Origin of the sequence: Microcoleus anatoxicus, assembly GCF_042465725.1 — a bacterium.
Lineage (GTDB): Bacteria > Cyanobacteriota > Cyanobacteriia > Cyanobacteriales > Microcoleaceae > Microcoleus > Microcoleus anatoxicus.
The window spans coordinates 975,800-993,435 of sequence record NZ_CP120853.1; the positions used below are offsets into that span (position 1 = coordinate 975,800).

Annotated in this window: 13 protein-coding genes and 1 tRNA gene; 5 read left to right on the forward strand and 9 right to left on the reverse strand. The window is 44.6% G+C overall.

Annotated elements, in window-relative coordinates; all coding sequences use genetic code 11:
* Positions 1–190 precede the first annotated feature (190 nt).
* Positions 191–1,636: a signal recognition particle protein gene (ffh, locus tag P2A85_RS04095; protein ID WP_340525969.1), complete on the forward strand. Its 1,446-nt coding sequence runs from the start codon at positions 191–193 to the stop codon at positions 1,634–1,636.
* Between the two features lie 181 nt (positions 1,637–1,817).
* Here the strand turns inward: ffh and P2A85_RS04100 are convergent, their stop codons facing one another.
* From P2A85_RS04100 to P2A85_RS04125, 6 genes are all read right to left on the reverse strand, one after another.
* Positions 1,818–2,405, reverse strand: a complete 588-nt coding sequence (locus tag P2A85_RS04100; RefSeq protein ID WP_377477718.1) for a Uma2 family endonuclease — start codon at positions 2,403–2,405, stop codon at positions 1,818–1,820.
* 381 nt (positions 2,406–2,786) lie between these two features.
* Complete coding sequence (gene lptC / locus P2A85_RS04105; protein WP_377477719.1) at positions 2,787–3,935, reverse strand: LPS export ABC transporter periplasmic protein LptC; 1,149 nt, start codon at positions 3,933–3,935, stop codon at positions 2,787–2,789.
* A gap of 269 nt (positions 3,936–4,204) precedes the next feature.
* Positions 4,205–4,810, reverse strand: coding sequence for an NYN domain-containing protein (locus P2A85_RS04110; RefSeq protein ID WP_096831201.1), 606 nt, complete (start codon positions 4,808–4,810; stop codon positions 4,205–4,207).
* Positions 4,811–4,902: 92 nt separating this feature from the next.
* Positions 4,903–6,510, reverse strand: coding sequence for a methionine--tRNA ligase (metG, locus tag P2A85_RS04115; RefSeq protein ID WP_377477720.1), 1,608 nt, complete (start codon positions 6,508–6,510; stop codon positions 4,903–4,905).
* Between the two features lie 442 nt (positions 6,511–6,952).
* Positions 6,953–8,056 carry a heat-inducible transcriptional repressor HrcA gene (gene hrcA, locus P2A85_RS04120; RefSeq protein WP_377477721.1) on the reverse strand — a complete coding sequence of 368 codons (1,104 nt, stop codon included), beginning with the start codon at positions 8,054–8,056 and terminating at the stop codon, positions 6,953–6,955.
* A gap of 562 nt (positions 8,057–8,618) precedes the next feature.
* Positions 8,619–9,344: a hypothetical protein gene (locus P2A85_RS04125; protein ID WP_236505957.1), complete on the reverse strand. Its 726-nt coding sequence runs from the start codon at positions 9,342–9,344 to the stop codon at positions 8,619–8,621.
* A gap of 287 nt (positions 9,345–9,631) precedes the next feature.
* Here P2A85_RS04125 and P2A85_RS04130 point away from each other — a divergent pair, with 287 nt between their 5' ends.
* On the forward strand, positions 9,632–10,186 hold the full coding sequence (locus P2A85_RS04130; protein ID WP_377481302.1) for a GNAT family N-acetyltransferase: 555 nt from the start codon (positions 9,632–9,634) through the stop codon (positions 10,184–10,186).
* 153 nt (positions 10,187–10,339) lie between these two features.
* A tRNA-Pro gene (locus tag P2A85_RS04135) sits at positions 10,340–10,413 on the forward strand.
* Between the two features lie 250 nt (positions 10,414–10,663).
* On the opposite strand, the gene ispG is transcribed toward P2A85_RS04135, so the two are convergent.
* Complete coding sequence (gene ispG, locus P2A85_RS04140) at positions 10,664–11,884, reverse strand: (E)-4-hydroxy-3-methylbut-2-enyl-diphosphate synthase (RefSeq protein ID WP_340517471.1); 1,221 nt, start codon at positions 11,882–11,884, stop codon at positions 10,664–10,666.
* 369 nt (positions 11,885–12,253) lie between these two features.
* On the opposite strand from ispG, the gene P2A85_RS04145 reads away from it, so the two are divergent.
* The gene (locus P2A85_RS04145; protein WP_340517473.1) at positions 12,254–13,174 is read left to right on the forward strand and encodes an NAD(+) kinase; all 921 of its coding nucleotides are present in this window, start codon (positions 12,254–12,256) and stop codon (positions 13,172–13,174) included.
* Positions 13,175–13,189: 15 nt separating this feature from the next.
* Here P2A85_RS04145 and P2A85_RS04150 read toward each other — a convergent pair whose 3' ends face one another.
* Positions 13,190–13,426 (reverse strand): CDGSH iron-sulfur domain-containing protein, encoded by a 237-nt coding sequence (locus P2A85_RS04150; RefSeq protein ID WP_377477723.1) that lies wholly within the window; start codon positions 13,424–13,426, stop codon positions 13,190–13,192.
* A gap of 128 nt (positions 13,427–13,554) precedes the next feature.
* Here P2A85_RS04150 and P2A85_RS04155 point away from each other — a divergent pair, with 128 nt between their 5' ends.
* Complete coding sequence (locus P2A85_RS04155; RefSeq protein ID WP_377477725.1) at positions 13,555–13,887, forward strand: winged helix-turn-helix transcriptional regulator; 333 nt, start codon at positions 13,555–13,557, stop codon at positions 13,885–13,887.
* A 122-nt stretch (positions 13,888–14,009) separates the two neighbouring features.
* Here P2A85_RS04155 and P2A85_RS04160 read toward each other — a convergent pair whose 3' ends face one another.
* Entirely contained in the window at positions 14,010–17,612 is a 3,603-nt protein-coding gene (locus P2A85_RS04160) for an OmpA family protein (RefSeq protein ID WP_377477726.1), read from the reverse strand.
* Positions 17,613–17,636 lie beyond the last annotated feature (24 nt).

Sequence of the window (17,636 nt, forward strand, 5' to 3'; positions counted from 1 at the left end):
AGCGCAGATGTAGATAGAGTGCCTAAGTCCTGAATACAAAAAAAGCCACATCAAATAAGTTAAAAAATATCCAAATTCATCAGCCCTAATCCCCATTCATAAATAAAAAATCCCACTTTTAGCAAAACATGAATCCAAACACCGCCATTTACCCTTAAAATAAAAAAGACTGACTAGCCAACAAAGCCCTATGTTTGAAGCCCTTGCCGATCGACTCGAATCCACCTGGAAAAAACTGCGCGGACAGAATAAAATCTCCGAGAGCAACATCCAAGACGCGCTCAAAGAAGTCCGCCGCGCCCTCCTGGAAGCAGATGTCAACCTCCAAGTCGTCAAAAACTTCATCGCCGAAGTAACGGCCAAAGCACAAGGAGCAGAAGTAGTCTCAGGCGTCCGTCCCGACCAACAATTCATTAAAATAGTTCACGACGAACTCGTCCGCGTCATGGGGGAAACCAACGTACCCCTCGCCATCGCCGACAGCGGGCCCACAGTCGTCCTCATGGCAGGTTTGCAAGGCACCGGTAAAACCACAGCCACCGCCAAACTAGCACTGCACCTCCGCAAACAAAATCGTACCGCATTGCTGGTGGCAACAGACATTTATCGACCAGCCGCGATCGACCAATTGCTCACCCTAGGCAAACAAATAGACGTACCAGTATTTGAACTAGGTACTGATACTGACCCCGTAGAAATTGCCCGCCAAGGCATCGAACACGGCAAACAACTAGGCGTCGATACAATCATCGTCGATACAGCAGGCCGCCTGCAAATCGACCAAGACATGATGGCAGAATTAGGCCGCATCAAACAAACAGTACAACCCCACGAAACACTGTTAGTTGTAGATGCCATGACAGGCCAAGAAGCAGCAAATTTAACCCGCACCTTTCACGAACAAATCGGCATTACCGGCGCCATCTTAACCAAATTAGATGGCGACAGCCGCGGCGGTGCAGCCTTATCCGTGCGCCAAATATCCGGTGCCCCGATTAAATTTGTCGGAGTCGGCGAAAAAGTGGAAGCATTGCAACCATTTTATCCCGATCGCATGGCATCGAGAATACTCGGCATGGGCGACGTCCTCACCCTAGTAGAAAGAGCCCAAGAAGAATTCGACATCGCCGATGCCGAAAAAATGCAAGAGAAAATGCTGACGGCAAAGTTTGACTTTACCGACTTTCTCAAACAAACCAGACTGCTAAAAAACATGGGTTCCCTAGGCGGCATCATGAAAATGATACCGGGGATGAACAAACTCTCAGACGAACAAATGCGACAAGGAGAAGTGCAGCTAAAACGCACCGAAGCCATGATTAATTCCATGACAGTAGAAGAACGCCGCAACCCCGAACTATTAGCAAGTTCACCATCTCGCCGCCGTCGCATCGGAAAAGGTGCAGGCTATGCAGAAAACGACGTCACCAAACTCGTCAGCGATTTCCAAAAAATGCGTACCATGATGCAGCAAATGAGTCAAGGTAACTTTACAGGTATGGGAGGATTACCGGGAATGCCAGGAATGCCAGGAATGGCAGGAATGCAGCCCGGTGCCCGTGGCTACATGGGCGGCCAACAACAGAAAAAGAAAAAGAAAAAAGATAAACCCAAAAAAGGTTTCGGACAGTTGTAAAAAGCATCAAAATTAGGACTAGGCAAAAAAACCCGGTTTCTCCGAACACTTCGACTACGCTCAGTGACCGGGTGCATCGAACCGAGAGATATTGACGCAGAAACCGGGTTTTTGACCACTGACTCCTCCTTCGCGTCCTTCGCGTCTTCGCGGTTCAATAATCCACTCTCAAAAAAGGCTTCTAAGAACCTTGAATCGCTTGTCTAAATTCCCGCATCGCCTGAAGGTGATTTTCAATATTAATACACCGCGCCAATAATACAATATCTAAATCTGGTAAAACCAAAGAGCGATCGACCTCTGCATATCCATCAGCCCCCAACGAATACAAACACAGCCTACCATTTTCCCAAAACCAAACTTCAGGAATTTGCAGGCGTTTGTAAGCTTCCAACTTGTCAATACCGCCGCTAGTCACCACCACTTCCACCACCAAATCAGGAAGTTCTCGATTAGGTCCCAATTCGTAAGACAAATCCGCTTCTCGCTTCACCCTTCCAGTTTCACTTTCTAGTGTCACCGAACCCGTTGGCGTAAAATCAATCCCTCCGAATTCCAAATACAAATCCAACAGCGTTGAAATCCGCTGCTTAACAGTTTCATGTTTTTTTCCAGGCATACGTCTAATCTCCAATACCCCATCTAAAAACGACAGCCTCACCCCTGGGCGTGAGAGCAACTGTTCAACCACCTTAAACTCTCTCCAGCTCAATTCGTCAATTAAGATAGGTTCATCGAGCTTTTCTAACTTTTCTAAAGTTGTTGTCATCCCAACTGCTCCTTACTCAATTTAATCTTCATTATATCAGCGTTCAAGTCCCCCCCTTATTAAGGGGGGCTAGGGCGTGTTTTCAAACTACTCCTTAAGATTTAGATCCCCCTAAATCCCCCTTAAAAAGGGGGACTTAAAGACTCTTTCCCCCCCCTTTTTAAGGGGGGCTGGGGGGGATCTTTGGGTTTGAAAACACGCCCTAGGGGGGATCTAGACTTCGACACAAACAAGAAAGACTGTCGGTTTGACCTTAAGGTGTCATATCAATTCCTCTCTTCATCGGAATTATTCATTTCTCTCTGAGATCTCTGTGTTCTCTGTGTTCTAGTAAGGTTAAATCATTCCGATGCAACGGTCAACGATATCACCAATCCTAATCTACTGTCCCAAAGTTGCTTTATGCTCATCCGGCACAAACTCCGTCACAACTTGGCCACCCCCACCGTCACCTTTGACAATCACAGTTTGATCTTTAAGCTGTCCCGAAGCCTTCGGCCCAGTCAAATTAAACACCGGATCTAATTGTCGGTAAACCACATTTCCTTCCGCATCAAAAGTCTGATTAGTTAAATACCAAATTACTCGATCGCTATTCAACTGAGATAGACGCTTTTGTCCAATACCTAGCACATTTCCAGTCAAATAAAAAACTTTTTTATCTAAATCTCCCCTACCAGTATCCCCAGTCATCGTCACCTTTTCCACCCGGTGAAAAATCTTCACTGGCCCCGGAGAAACCACACTTTGTGCCGGAAAATTCCAACTCATCAAATTGCTTTCTATTTGCAGTGGCGGGTCTGATGGCATCAATTGAGCATTTTTGGTCAGCGTCGCAATCTTCGTTTTTAAGTCTACATCTGTCTGGTCAGCAAAACCGCTTTCTGTAACTTTTTTATCTTTATATCTGTCCAGTTGACTAGGTTTATCACTGCTGACTTTTTGCTGATCCAGAAACCAGATTAAATGCTCTGTTCGCAATTGCAAAACCGGATCTTTAATATCTGCGACTACAGAGCCGAATAACTCCATTCTCCTGGCTCTAGTGAAAACTCGCGCTTCCTTGGCTGAAGCACTCACCTGTTTGTTATCTCCAGTCAGATTATTGCGAACCACTAACACATCTTCCTTGGGCCGCCACTCCAATTCATTCCCCCTGAGCACCACTCCATTTTTGAGGTCAGTAGCAACTATTTTGCCTTTCAGAAATACCTGATTTCCTTCCTGAAATACCTGTCCTGTTTCTGCTTGAATATCGTAAATTTCTTTGCCGTCCTGAAACAATTTGCCCACGGGTTTCTGAACGTTCACTATCTTTTGGTCTTTGCTGTAAACAGCATCCTTCGACCTCACTTTCCAGAATAACTCGCCTTTTTCATTGGCCTGCTCTAGAATTACTTTGTTCAATGTTAAAGTGCTGTTTGACTTTTCAGCAGTTTTGAGATCTTCAGCTAACTTGCTTTTTTGAGTGTCGGAAGGAGCGCCACAAGCACCAATCCCCAAAAGCAAGGCAACTAAAGTTAGTAGCACCACTTTTGGGGATGAGAAATTGGAAATTTTTGATGGGTAATTAATCATTGAGTAATTAATAATTAGTAAGTGGTAATTAGTAATGTGGTAATTAATGATTTGGTAATTGGTAATTTGGTAACTTATTCATTGAAAAAGCAAATCAAAAGTTTAAAATCTCCTATATTTTATCTAAATTTTTGACTTTTAATTTTGAATTATTTAACCTATTACCCATTCCCCATTACCCATTCCCCATTACCCATTCCCCATTACCCATTCCCAACTTCCTATCTATCGTCATGTTCGTCCATCAAGCTCAAGCCAGACAAGGGGCGATAAGCATAGTTAGGGCGCGATGTTTTTTGGATATCGTCCTTAATCATTTCCAAATCGATGTAGCGATCGGCTACATTAATTAAACTGTCGCTAGTCATCGATCGCAAACTCACCACCTCAACCCGCACGCCACGATAGCTAACAGCATCCACAGCATAGGCCAAATCGCCATCGCCACTGACCAAAACCGCCGTGTCATAGGAACCAACCAAAGCCATCATATCCACTGCAATTTCTACATCTAAGTTCGCTTTCTTAGAACCATCTGGTAACTGCACCAAATCCTTAGAAATTACCCGGTATCCGTTGCGGCGCATCCACAGCAAAAACCCCTGTTGTTTCTCGTTAGTGCGATCGACACCAGTGTAGAAAAAAGACCGCAGCAGCCGGGAACCAGCCGTTAAACGGCACAGAAGCTTGGTATAATCAATCTCAATCCCTAATTGTAAAGCAGCATAAAACAAGTTAGAGCCATCAATAAAGATTGCCACTCGTCCCCGATTTTCTAAAACTTGTTCCGGCGTAAAAAGATCGTTGCTTTCTATTCTATTCAACATGATTGTTATGCCTCAATTTTTTATGAAAGATTAGGTAATGAAATAAGTGCTAATTTGCGATCGGTCATCGCACCCCGATCGCCTAATGTCAACTACGACGGTACTTTTTCCAGCAGTTCTAGTCGCTTAAAAACAGGCTGAGCTTCTCCCAGAGCTTGGTTTGCTGGTAAAGCGCCCCAGACCGAGTGAGTTGCAAAAGTTGCTAAACAGTTAACTTTTAGATAATCGTTAAAGTCAATTGAAAAACCGAGCTGCTGATAAATCGCACTGCTGATATTGGGTATAATCGGCGATAAAAGGTAAGATGCCAGTCTAACAGATTCCAGAACCGAATATAGCACTTGTTGGACAGATTCTAACTGTCCTTGCTTATACAAACTCCAAGGTGCTTGCACATCAATAAACTTATTTCCAGCTCGCACCAAAGCCAGTATAGCTTCGCAAGCTTTGCTAAAAGCTAAGTCTTCATAATAACCAGCGACTTCTTCGCCCAAATTCAGGCTCATACCCTTGAGAAGGTTATCGCTGGAAATGTTTTCGCCCAATACATTAGGAACACAACCATCGCAATATTTGTGGGCCATGTTTAAAGTACGGTTAAGCAAATTTCCAAAATCATGTGCTAACTCAGCATTCAATGTATTGATAAACCGAGTTTCGTTAAAATCGCCGTCCTGTCCGAACTCAATTTCTTTTAAGAAATAGTAACGCGCCGCATCAGCACCGTATTTATTGACCAATGAAACTGGGTCTAAAGTATTACCCTCAGTTTTACCCATTTTTTTGCCGTCTTTGGTCAAAAAGCCGTGGGCGAAGACACGACCAGGCATCGGCAAACCAGCAGACATCAGCATTGCCGGCCAATAAACTGCGTGGAAACGGAGAATATCTTTGCCAATTAAGTGGAGGTCAACTGGCCACCATTTAGATAAAGCATTCTCTAAAGTGGGGTCGATGTCAGCATCCACCAGGGCGGTGATGTATCCTACCAAAGCATCAAACCAGACATAGATGGTATGACTAGGGTCAACCGGCACCGGCAAACCCCATGCCACATTCACTCTAGAAATTGAAAAGTCTTGCAGTCCAGAGTTGACAAAGCTGAGAACTTCGTTGCGCCGACTTTCCGGCGCGATGAAATCGGGACGTTCAACATAGAGGGCTAGCAGTTTCTCTTGATAGCGCGACAGGCGGAAAAAGTAGTTTTCCTCATCGCGCCACTCAACTTCTTTGCTGGTGTGGATGGAACACCGGTGCCCCGGTAACAAATCCCGTTCTTCTTTAAATTCTTCGCAGGAAACGCAGTACCAGCCTTGTTGCTGATTCAAGTAGATGTCGCCGGAATTCCAAACCCGCTGGAAGAATTCTTTGACAATATACTCGTGGCGTCTGGATGTCGTGCGGATAAAGCGATCGTACTGGATGTTGAATTTTTCCCAAAGCGCCTCAAAGCCCGGAACAACTAGATCGCAGTGACCCTGGGGCGATCGCCCCAAACTCTCGGCGGTGCGTTGAATTTTCTGTCCGTGCTCGTCTGTCCCTGTAACTAGCAAGACTGACTTACCCCGCAGCCGCTCAAATCTGGCTATAGCATCAGCCGCCATAGTGGTGTAAGCGCTGCCAAGGTGAGGTAAATCGTTTACATAGTACAGAGGGGTTGTGATCGCAAAGGTATTTTTACTGTTATCGATCGATTTCATTTAATCCTAAAAAAAATTACTTAAATCTCGCCTTCGATCTTAACTTAAGAGTTGAACCTTAGCTGGAGTGGCAATTTTGCTAAATTGGCTGGAAGCTATTTGCAATTTGCCAACCCTGGTTATTCCCAACAGACAAATGGGTTTAATAACTACATTAATCTTTTTTACATATTTTTGACCAACTCTCAAAAATGTCTTAATATTTTGACTTTTCTTTGAAAAATAGTCTATTGCCCCAGAGTGGGGCATTGGCACAGGGGAATAGTGCCAGACCGGGAGAGTGGCAGATGACTAATGACTACTGACTTTAGTTTGATGACATCCGCCCCTGAACTTCCAAATCTGAATCCAAAATATGCTATGATATATGCAAAAAAAAACCCAAGCTATTAAACTTGGGGGTATCAAATCAGGGTGCATCTATGAATCTACTATGCGGAATCTATGGATCGGCTTCAGGAAAATTAGCTCGATTTCCGCCAATGGCTTCCGACAAATAATCTGCGGCTGCTTCCACAACTGCGATCGCATTTTCGTACACCATCCGCGTCGGTCCCAAAACCCCAACACTCCCCACAGGTAAAGAGCCGCGCCGATAAGTGGAAGAAATCAGAGTACAACCGCGAATTGGTTCTAGGGAGTTTTCCGAGCCAATTCTGACTGTCACCCGTCTACCGGCGGTTTCCAAGTCTGGAGATTCAAAGATTAAAGGCCAAAGTAGTTCCTGTTCTTGTTCGAGGAGTTGAACGAGGGTTTGAACTTGCTGCAACTGCGAGAACTCCGGTAAACGTAATGCTTCAGCCAAACCGCCGATCAAAATCCGGGTGTAGGTGGGAGTCTCGGCCCGACGGCTCAAGGCCGCCAGCATAGTTCCCATCAACTCAGCGTACAGTTCAAAGTCCTGGTTTAATTCGCTAAGCGCGATCGTACTGAGTTCCGAGAACGAGCGCCCGCGCAATTTAGAGTTCAAAAAATTGGATAAAATCTGTAATTCGCGATCGACTATTTCTACATCCAGCTTTTTACCTTCTGTGTCTTGAGGTAACTGCACCAACACTGACTGGGTTTCGTAGGCATCTGTCACCACTATCAGCATCACCTTTCCGGGTTCTAGCTGCACCAGTTGCAAGTGTCGCAAGCAAGCGATATTGGTTTGGGGTATGGTGATCAGGGCAATGTAACCGCTAATAGTCGCCAGAATTTGAGCGGCACCTCGAAGTACCGCCGAGCGACGACCATCAGACCAATTGAGCTGGTCGAGTACCTGTTCCACCTTACCGGCGAGTTTCTCTGAAGGCTGGATCAGTCGATCGACATAAAGTCTGTAGCCAGAATCAGAGGGGACACGTCCTGCAGAAGTGTGAGGTTGATAGAGGAGTCCTGCTTTTTCGAGAGTTCCCATCGCATTGCGAATTGTAGCTGGGCTGACAGTGAGTTTGTACTCATCAACCAAAGCTTTTGAGCCAACGGGTTCGGCTGTAGCAATATAGTGGCGAACCGTTGCCCACAGGATGTGTTGTTGCCGATCGGTGAGGTTGACGCGCACAGATATTTAAGCTGAATTTGAATTCAAACAATTTGCCACTATTCAGTTTTGACACTCTCCGCCCGGTCGGTACGGAGATTCTTAAGAAGCTTTGACACTCTTAAAGGCGCTGTCAAGACACCTCTAGACGTTCAAAACAACTACCTTTTGGTGCTGCAATTACGTTTACTTTTTGCCTTATGCTTTCGTTCGCAATGCATCAACACTATTGCCAGTTCGGTACGCTCCCCATCCTGCGCTGCTTGGCAGTGCCATAGTCTTTCTCAGACAAAAATGCTGAGGGTGTCTTACTGCCCGGAATCTCACCGTTCTAGGAATGGTTTAACACGTAGTTGATACGCCTACTTGTTCTGCATTATACTAATATACTATAGTTTAGCTAAAAACCCGGACAATCTAAAAGACTATCCGGGTTGTGTTTGCTTCCATAGCAGAGACTGGCAGCTATCAGACTGCAACTGCGTTTCATCAAGAGCTTGAAAGACCGGGGTTCTCACGCGACGCCCTATAGCAGAAGAAAGAAGTCAGCAGGAGCGGATTTTTGTCAACCACCCAGACCTCTCTAAAATCGATCGCCCAGCAATCTTTGGCGCACCCCCTCAGCAATTTTCTGCCCCAAATACTCAGGAATTAAACTTTCATTGGGGCCCAACAAGTAGAGAATTAAACGAGTCCGCCCCCGCCAAACCAGTAAATTAGCATTCACCACCAACAAATCCTCTTGCCAAATGGCATACATAACTTTGTAAAAAAGTCCAGGCTGATTGTCTGCTTCAATCAGCAAAGCTGGCAAGTGGAACACTGGATCGACGTAGAATTCCGTTGCCACGTCCTCTAAACCCGCGTCTAGATTAAATTCCACCGCCAACATCTCTTCAACTTCAAAATGTCCTGCCAAGGCCTCTCTAACCGCCCTACAGACGTTTTCTGCGGTTTTATCTGCCAGTACCTTGCCTCCGCGAGATACTACCAATTTGATAAATACCAACATCGGCGGGTAAATTTGACCGTATAGACTCAGACTATGAATCGTTAGTCCATAGGCGGCCAGGACTCCAAAAATATCACTCAACAAAAAAGACTGGTTGCGATAAGCAAAATGCAGGGCACTTTTGTTACCTTCCGGTCTGACTTCGATGACTGCTTGTCTAGTTTTATACAGTTGATAAGCTAATTTGAGGTTTTGCAGTTGAATTTCACTGCTGACAAATTGCTCGTAAAACTGCGGAAACGCCCGGTTAAAGCGCTTGAGCAGTTCTAGTGTAGATGGTTTTAAACCCGAAGCCATAATTGAGGGGAAGGTGCGGGAGATATACTAGGTTCCGATCGCCATGCACAGGAACGATGCGAAGAGGTTTAAAGTCTCCACGGATGAATTTGTACCCAACTTGATCAGCATCAGAATAGTGGAGACTCAATGTGGGACGACAAATCCGTCTTTTCGGCGTAAGATGAGTGTACCGTAAACTGTTGCTCAAAAGATTACCCGCAATTCATCCCATCCCGATCGGAGTGGGTCTATGTTTCGGGCTCTCTGTAACGTCGTCCAACTTCTACTACCTTAACCGCGCCTGCATGGGTTTTTGGAAAAACTTATTTAGTAGTTCTGAGTCTGCCTCTGTACCCCAAACAGCAGAATTTGAGGAAGATGTGACTGTTGGGTCTGGCGATCCGCTGTCCCCAACTTTTCGCAAACCCAACTCCCTCGGCAACGCTCGCATCTTTTTTAGTTGCGATCGGGATATTGACCTCTACGAACTCGAAGAACTTTGTAATGCAGTTGGTTGGTCCCGCCGTCCCCTGCGAAAAGTCAAAAAAGCTATTGTACACAGCTTCTTAGTCGTCTCTATGTGGGAGATCCGGGGCCCCCAGCGACGGCTGGTAGGTTTCGCCAGAGCGACTTCAGACCACGCTTTTAATGCCACGCTATGGGATGTGGTAGTTCATCCTGATTACCAAGGTAAGGGTATGGGCAAGGCACTGATGAAATACATCATTAAAAAACTCCGTAGTGAAGACATCAGCAACATTACCTTATTTGCTGACCCTCAAGTTGTGGATTTTTACCGAAATTTGGGCTTTATGTCAGATCCAGAGGGGATTAAAGGTATGTTCTGGTATCCAGATTAGTCGATCGGTACAGGTCAGCGTTGATTTTTGGGGGCCTTGCCCGATTGACGCTGGCATCACCCTTGGAAGTACATTTCGAGTTCAAATGAAAAAATAGCTTGACAAGTTCCTGGTTTTATGTGTTAATGGTCATGGGGTGGATAACTACCACACCGGGATGTAGCGCAGTTTGGTAGCGCGCCTGCTTTGGGAGCAGGATGTCGCAGGTTCAAATCCTGTCATCCCGATTTAACTTAATGCTTAAAGACTTGATTTAAATATCTTCGCGCTGCTCTCAAAGCATTTGTGCGATCGGGGTTATATGCCCCATAGGTAGAATTTATTTATAGAGATAAATAAAATTCTGCGATCGCCTAAAATGGCTTGTAGGGGCGGGTTTTACGAATCATTTTTGATGAATACAAACCATCTCAATCAACCCGCCCCTTACTTTGGGTAACTACCGAATTTGAAATTAATCATCCGGCATCCGCTTACTTAAGGTTCCACCCAGCGATCGTCCGACTTAATCAAATTAATCAATTCTTCCACACCTCTGTCCTCCGGCACCTTCTTAATTTCTTCCCGGCCCCGGTACAGCGAAATATAACCAGCCTGCTTCCCCACATAACCATAGTCAGCATCAGCCATTTCTCCAGGCCCATTGACAATACAGCCCATTACTGCTATATCCAAACCCGTCAGATGCTGCGTCGCCGCCCTCACTTTGTGCAGCACTTCCTCTAAATTAAACAAAGTACGACCACAGGAAGGACAAGCCACATACTCAACCATCGTTTTCCGCAATCCCAAGGCTTGCAGAATGCTGTAGCAGACAGGAATTTCCTTTTCAGGGGCCTCTGTCAGGGAGACGCGGATGGTGTCGCCGATGCCGTCAGCCAATAGCGGTGCGATCCCCGCGGTGGACTTGATACGGCCATATTCCCCGTCGCCAGCTTCGGTGACACCCAAATGCAGGGGGTAATCCATGCCCAGTTGGTCCATCCGGTGTGCCATTAAGCGGTAAGCCGCTACCATCACCGGGGCACGGGAGGCTTTCAGGGAAATGACGATGTTGCCGAAGTCCAGGGATTCGCAAATTTTGATGAATTCCAGGGCGGATTCTACCATGCCTTCTGGGGTGTCGCCGTAGGTGAACAGCATCCTTTCGGCAAGGGAACCGTGATTGACTCCGATTCGCAAAGCTTTGCCCTGATCTCGGAGAGATATCACTAGGGGTTCCAGGGTTTCCCGGATTTTTTCGCCAATTTCGGCGAATTCGGCATCGGTATATTCGGTTCTGTCAGCTTTCGGTTTCTCGAACACGTACAAACCCGGATTGATTCTCACTTTGTCTACGTGTTTGGCCACTTCTAGGGCGATTTTCATGCCATTGTGGTGGACATCGGCAACGAGGGGTACTGGTTGGTAGGTGGCGATCAGTTTTTGCTTGATTTCGGCTAAGGCTTTGGCGTGGGCCATGCTGGGCACGGTGACGCGGACGATTTCGCAGCCAATCTCGTGCAATCGCCTAATTCCGGCTACTGAACCGTCGATGTCGAGGGTGTCTTCGTTAATCATCGATTGTACGACGACTGGGTTGCCGCCACCGATGGTGACGCTACCGACTTTGACTGGTCTGGTTTTGCGCCGTTTGATGGTGGTGTCGAAGGCTGGTTGAGGGTTGGGGGTTTTAGTTGGATTTGGTAGAGTTTGCATAATTGATTGCTGGGTTCTGTTACCAAAAGTTTATAAAATTGTCTCTGCTGTTTTTTAGATTGCCACAGAAAGGGTCAGTTTGGAGATTGAGGTTTGGGGATTTGGTTTTTTTTAATGGATGTGCGATCGAATTTATGGACTAGGCCCGATCGCACATATTCCGATCGTCTGCCTCGCAATTCTCGAAAATAGTTTAGAATCTAAAAATGATCTCCAAAACCAATTTGTGCGATCGCACCTGTTAGGATTTTGCAGCCACCATAAAATCTCAAATCGGTTGATTTTGCAGTTAGCATAAAATCTAACAATCCCCAATCCCCGATCGATAAATCTCACAATCCCCAAGCCCCAATCTAAAATCGACAGTTTGTGCAACTAAAACAAGTAATTATTGCCCACAAAGCCAGAGATCCCTTCAGCCAGCGGTGGGCAGAACAATGTGCTCGGCAGTTAGAAAGTCGTGGTTGTCATGTTTTGATGGGGCCTAGTGGCCCAAAAGATAACCCCTACCCAGTGTTTTTGGCTTCTAGTACCAGCCCCATAGATTTAGCTGTGGTGCTTGGTGGTGACGGCACTGCCCTCGCTGCTGCCCGAAATTTAGCTGCTGATGGTATCCCCATTTTGGCTGCCAATGTGGGGGGACACTTAGGTTTTTTAACTGAATCTTTTGAGGATTTCCAAAATACTGAAGAGATTTGGGACAGACTTAGTGAAGATAGGTACGCCGTACAGAAGCGGATGATGTTGCAGGCGGCGATTTTTCAGGGAAATAGAACTAATCTGGAACCGGAAAGCGATCGCTTTTTGGCCCTCAATGAAATGTGCATCAAACCTGCTTGCGCCGATCGAATGCCCAGTTGTATTCTGGAAATGGAAGTTGACGGCGAAGTAGTGGATCAATATCAGGGCGACGGCTTAATTGTCGCAACTCCGACCGGTTCGACTTGCTACACCGCATCCGCCAACGGGCCGATTATACACCCTGGCATGGACGCGATCGCCGTTACCCCCATTTGCCCTTTAAGTTTATCCAGCCGCCCCGTAGTTTTGCCACCCGGTTCTGTAGTCAGCATTTGGCCCTTAGCAGATTACGAACTCAGTACCAAACTCTGGACAGATGGGATTTTAGGTACTGCCATTTGGCCAGGACAGCGCGTAGACGTGCGGATGGCGGACTGCGAGGCTAAATTTATCATTTTGCGAGAAAACTATTCTTATTACGGCACATTGAGAGAAAAACTTCAGTGGGCAGGAGCCCGCATTCGGTATAACAACAATCACCGCAATTAAAAGCCAATTAAATCCTTAAATTTGAGTGTGAGTACCATCACAAAACGGGGCATTATTAGTATATTTGCAATTGCAAAGTGCTACGGTTTTTTTCTCGGTAATTTCAAAAGCTACTGGTCCAAATTCCGTACCTTTATGACTACCATCACAATCAGGCTGATTTTGAGATTGACCACACTTACACCAATAGTAAGTACCAGGCTCTAATTCGATAACAACGGGCTTTTTATCAAAAACAACAGGTGCGCTCATTAAATTATCCTCTCAGGAATGGCAACAGATTTGAGATCTATCTGCTTTTGGGATATTTGTAGTTTAAACTAAGTAAAACAATCATAAAAGTATGCACTTTAAAGTAAGGTAGTACCCAAAAAGATACTATGGAAGTCAAAACAGATACGGAGAGAGCCAGTTGTGTTGTAGAAAGAACTTTAGATGTCATTGGCGGACGTTGGAAAGTATTAATCCTCCGCGAGCTATTTCAAGGTGTGAAGCGTTTTAATCAGTTGCAAAGGGCCTTAAAAGGCATTACTCAAAAAATGCTGACGCAACAACTGCGCGAGATGGAGTCACACGGGATTGTCCATCGCGAAATTTACTTACAGGTTCCTCCTAAAGTCGAATATTCGGTAACACCTTTGGGAGAAAGCCTCAAACCTATCATCGACGCGATGCACGAATGGGGTGTAAATTATCTCGATCGAACAAATTAATTTTGACAAAAAATTAGCGATCGCCTTGTAGTTTACCTGAAGCGCGATCGCTTTTTATAGCAGTGCTATTAACAGCCTTGGTAGTTGCTATATTTTGTGTATTTAAAAACAAACGACCACTTCTAATTTACCACTTCAAAAGTTACTGTTCTACTCAGCCACAGTGGCTGATTTTCCGCCACGCCTTCGGGACGACTTTTGCTAGAAGCAACTTGTATTCTGTCACTGTCTATTCCTTTATTAACTAAAGCTAATTTCACATTTTTCGCCCTTTCTAGTGCCAATCTTTGATTTTCTGCTGGATTGCTTTTAAAATCGCTATGTCCAACTACTCTAAAATTCTTGCCTTTATTTTCCGCCATAAATGCCTTGATTTCTTTCATTTTTTGGGTGATGTCGTTCGGCTGCAAAGTAGCAGCACCCACACCAAAATAAATCCGAATTCCCATTGCCTTAGACAGGGGTTTAGTTCCTATTCCCACTGTATTTGTGACAGACTTCACCCCCGGAATTTTCGCAAAAGCTTCAGTTATTTTCTGAGCATCTTTTGCCTGGAGTACGCTACCCTCGACGGTGACTTTCTCTGCCGCATAACGAGCCGAAATGTCAATGCTTTCTACTTTGTTCAACAGAGCCACTGTCCGCTTGACATCAGCCTCCACTAACACTGGGTCTGGAGGTACTTCCACAGCTATAATTTTATTGTCTAAGGTTAATTGTGGCACAACTCTTTGAGCTATTTGTAAGGCTCTTGAACGCAATTTCTGATTTGGTACTCGTCCCGAAAGCTCTGCGACTTTACCTTTCACATCTGCGGTGAGTCGATACACTGATAATTCGGGAGCAGACTGTAAAGCTAAATTTGTCTCTGCTTCTAATCTGCGTTCAATTCCACTACGGTATTGATGAATCCCCCAAGGTACTATAATTAAACCTAAAAGTCCAAATCCCACCATTAATAACGCTTTAGGTTGAGTGGATTTAGCTTTGACATTTGTATCAATTAATTTCCGCAACTCGGAATTGACTTCCACAGGGATACTGGCTGGATCTCCATTAAATGACTGGATTTTATTGCCGTATTCTTGAACAATATTTTTGAAAATTGCTCGCATTTTGTACTTAAACCATTGGCGGGTTTCTCCTTGCACCACTACCGCTAGATAACAGGAACCCGCTACTTCCAATACAATCGTAGATGTGCCATATTCTATGGCATCAATTTCTGCAATATTGCCAGACTGAGAGATACAGTCGTTGACAAAAGAACGAATCGCAGTCAACATCCCCGCCACCATTTCTGATTCTAGCTGCTCCCGTTGTGACTGTTGCACTGCTGTAATTACTAACCCAGAGTCTTTTTGAATTAAAAATACTGCCTTAACAGTTGATGGTGTGGTCTCTTTCATCAGCAATTCTGCTTCAGAAATCCCTTGTAACTTAGCTTTAAATTTGCGGGTAATTCCCTCAAAGCTGACCGCTTTTTCGAGTTTTTCATTAATCTCCTGTATCGTCTCGGCCATGTACTTCAAAATCGTACCACCTATAATCGGGTAGAGTGCATCCGACATCGCTTCTCTATTAAGATTAATTTGTCTTCTAACAGCAGAGGCTATTTCGGGTGCGATCGCCTGTGCAATCTCATCTGGCGATTCATTGATGCGGTGGCTGATTCCCACAGGTATCGCTGGAGATATTGCGATTCCCATCGATTGCCTATTTTCCCTGGTTTTATTATTAATTACTTGATCGATTATGGGGGCAATTGTTTCAGTAAATGCTTCCTGGGATTCGTTAATTGTGTCTAGCATCATTTCCAGGAAAATGGCTTTAATTTTGGCAACTAATGCTTCCTCATTGCCACCCCATTGAGCATCATTGACTTTACGTTCCAGATTTTCTACTTTATCATTTAGTTGATAATTATAATTAACAACTTCATCTAATAAAGGCAAAATTGATTCAATGACAGATTGTTCTAGTTGCTTGTGATGACCGACCATAAGTTCGTCAATTAAAGGTTTCAATAAATCGGTAAACAAGTCAGTAGATTCATAAATTCGGTGTTCGATAGCGATAATTTTTTGTTCGATTTTCCCCAGTCTTTCTTCTATTCTTTTATTTTGAATAATGCCATCCACCGCGGGACCGATCGCACTTTCTATCTCTACCCTTGCTTCGCTAATTTTTTCCAACAGCATCTGAGATATCCGTGGCATAATCCTTGCCATCAACCCTTCTAACTGGGCGACAGTTTCCTGCTGAACTTCGATAATTTGATGCTCATTTCTTAATATTCTTGCTTCTATGCCACTGTTTTGAAAAGCTTCGTTGATGCCTGGTGCGATCGCCTCTCTCACCTCTAACTTTGTCTCATCTATCTTCCGATTCAGCGACTCAATCATTAACGGCATCAGCCTGGCCATTATTTCTTCCGGTTGAGAATTCTGCTTTTTCTGAATCAGATTAACTTTATTTTCTACATTCAACAGTTGCCCTTTAATTACTTCTTGATGACTTTGGCTAGCCATCAAAGGTTCGATGAGGGCGGCTAAATCTAATTTAGATTCATCTATTTTACGGTTAAGTAACTCCGTGATGATTGGCATTACCCGCCCAATTATTTCTTCCGGCTGCTGAATTTGTGGTTGTTGATCTAGCAGTCGCCCTTCGATGATATTTAATACTTTTTCTTCGATTTCTGCCCAAGCTATTCTCACCTGGGCTGAGGGTGTCACAGTCTGGATTAGCTCAGATTTTAACTCACTGATTTTCCGATTCAGCGACTCGTTAATTATGGGCAGTAGTTGTTTGACTAAATCTTCCGGCTGCTGCTGAAAACGCTGTTGAACTTGAGCAACTTTATGTTCAATATTTAATACTTTTTCTTCTAGGCCGTTTTGGTGATTAATTACTTCCTTAACTGCCGGTGCAATGTTTGAGTCTACCGCTAACTTCGACTCCTCTAGTTTGCGGTTGAGCAAATCGCTGATTATGGGAGTTAACCCTTTGATTAACTGTTCGGAATTGGGGATTTTTTGCTGAGATAGAATCGCGATTTGATTTTGTAGTTCTACTACTTTTGCTTCTATTTCGCTCTGATTAATTCTGGGACTACCATCCGGTGCGATCGCCTCTCGCAACTCAGACTTCAATTCCCTGACTTGGCCGCTCAGCAACTCAGGAATTAATGGTGTTAATAATTTTAGCAACTCATCAGGATCGGAAATCAACCTTTCAAAGTTTGCCAACCTCTGTTCTACGCTCAAAATATTATCATAAAATTCTGGTAAATCCCGTTCAAATAGTAATTGTTGCAACCGCTTTAACTTTTCTCTAGCCTCTTCTAAGGTTTCCTCCGAAGGCACTTCTTCGTTTTGGGGCTGGGATTTTCGCGATCCGAACCGTTCTTTTTTGATGTTTTTATGACTGGATTTTTCGGGTTCACTTGTCAAAACTTCGGGGATAATTGCTGGTGATTCTATCAGAAAAGACCACTGCTGATTGGGTTCATTTTTCTCCTCATTATTATTTTTAGACATTTTTGTACACCTTAAATTAATTTCGTTAGACTCATTTTTAAATTTTAATAACTGGAACTCCGCCAGCATTTTCATTAATTCTTGAAGTTGCTCGCCAGCATTACTACCTATCTGATTTGTAGGATCAGTTTCAGTGTTTTCTAATTGCTCCCTTTCCTCTGAATTGAGATTAAATTCTGTCATAATTTTATACCATGATTTGACTTT

Excerpts from the sequence above, each read along its gene's own strand:
- ffh (WP_340525969.1), top strand. The coding sequence starts at position 191 with ATGTTTGAAGCCCTTGCCGATCGACTCGAATCCACCTGGAAAAAACTG.
- P2A85_RS04100 (WP_377477718.1), bottom strand. The coding sequence starts at position 2,405 with ATGACAACAACTTTAGAAAAGTTAGAAAAGCTCGATGAACCTATCTTA.
- P2A85_RS04110 (WP_096831201.1), bottom strand. The coding sequence starts at position 4,810 with ATGTTGAATAGAATAGAAAGCAACGATCTTTTTACGCCGGAACAAGTT.
- metG (WP_377477720.1), bottom strand. The coding sequence starts at position 6,510 with ATGAAATCGATCGATAACAGTAAAAATACCTTTGCGATCACAACCCCT.
- P2A85_RS04125 (WP_236505957.1), bottom strand. The coding sequence starts at position 9,344 with ATGGCTTCGGGTTTAAAACCATCTACACTAGAACTGCTCAAGCGCTTT.
- P2A85_RS04130 (WP_377481302.1), top strand. The coding sequence starts at position 9,632 with ATGGGTTTTTGGAAAAACTTATTTAGTAGTTCTGAGTCTGCCTCTGTA.
- ispG (WP_340517471.1), bottom strand. The coding sequence starts at position 11,884 with ATGCAAACTCTACCAAATCCAACTAAAACCCCCAACCCTCAACCAGCC.
- P2A85_RS04150 (WP_377477723.1), bottom strand. The coding sequence starts at position 13,426 with ATGAGCGCACCTGTTGTTTTTGATAAAAAGCCCGTTGTTATCGAATTA.
- P2A85_RS04155 (WP_377477725.1), top strand. The coding sequence starts at position 13,555 with ATGGAAGTCAAAACAGATACGGAGAGAGCCAGTTGTGTTGTAGAAAGA.
- P2A85_RS04160 (WP_377477726.1), bottom strand. The coding sequence starts at position 17,612 with ATGACAGAATTTAATCTCAATTCAGAGGAAAGGGAGCAATTAGAAAAC.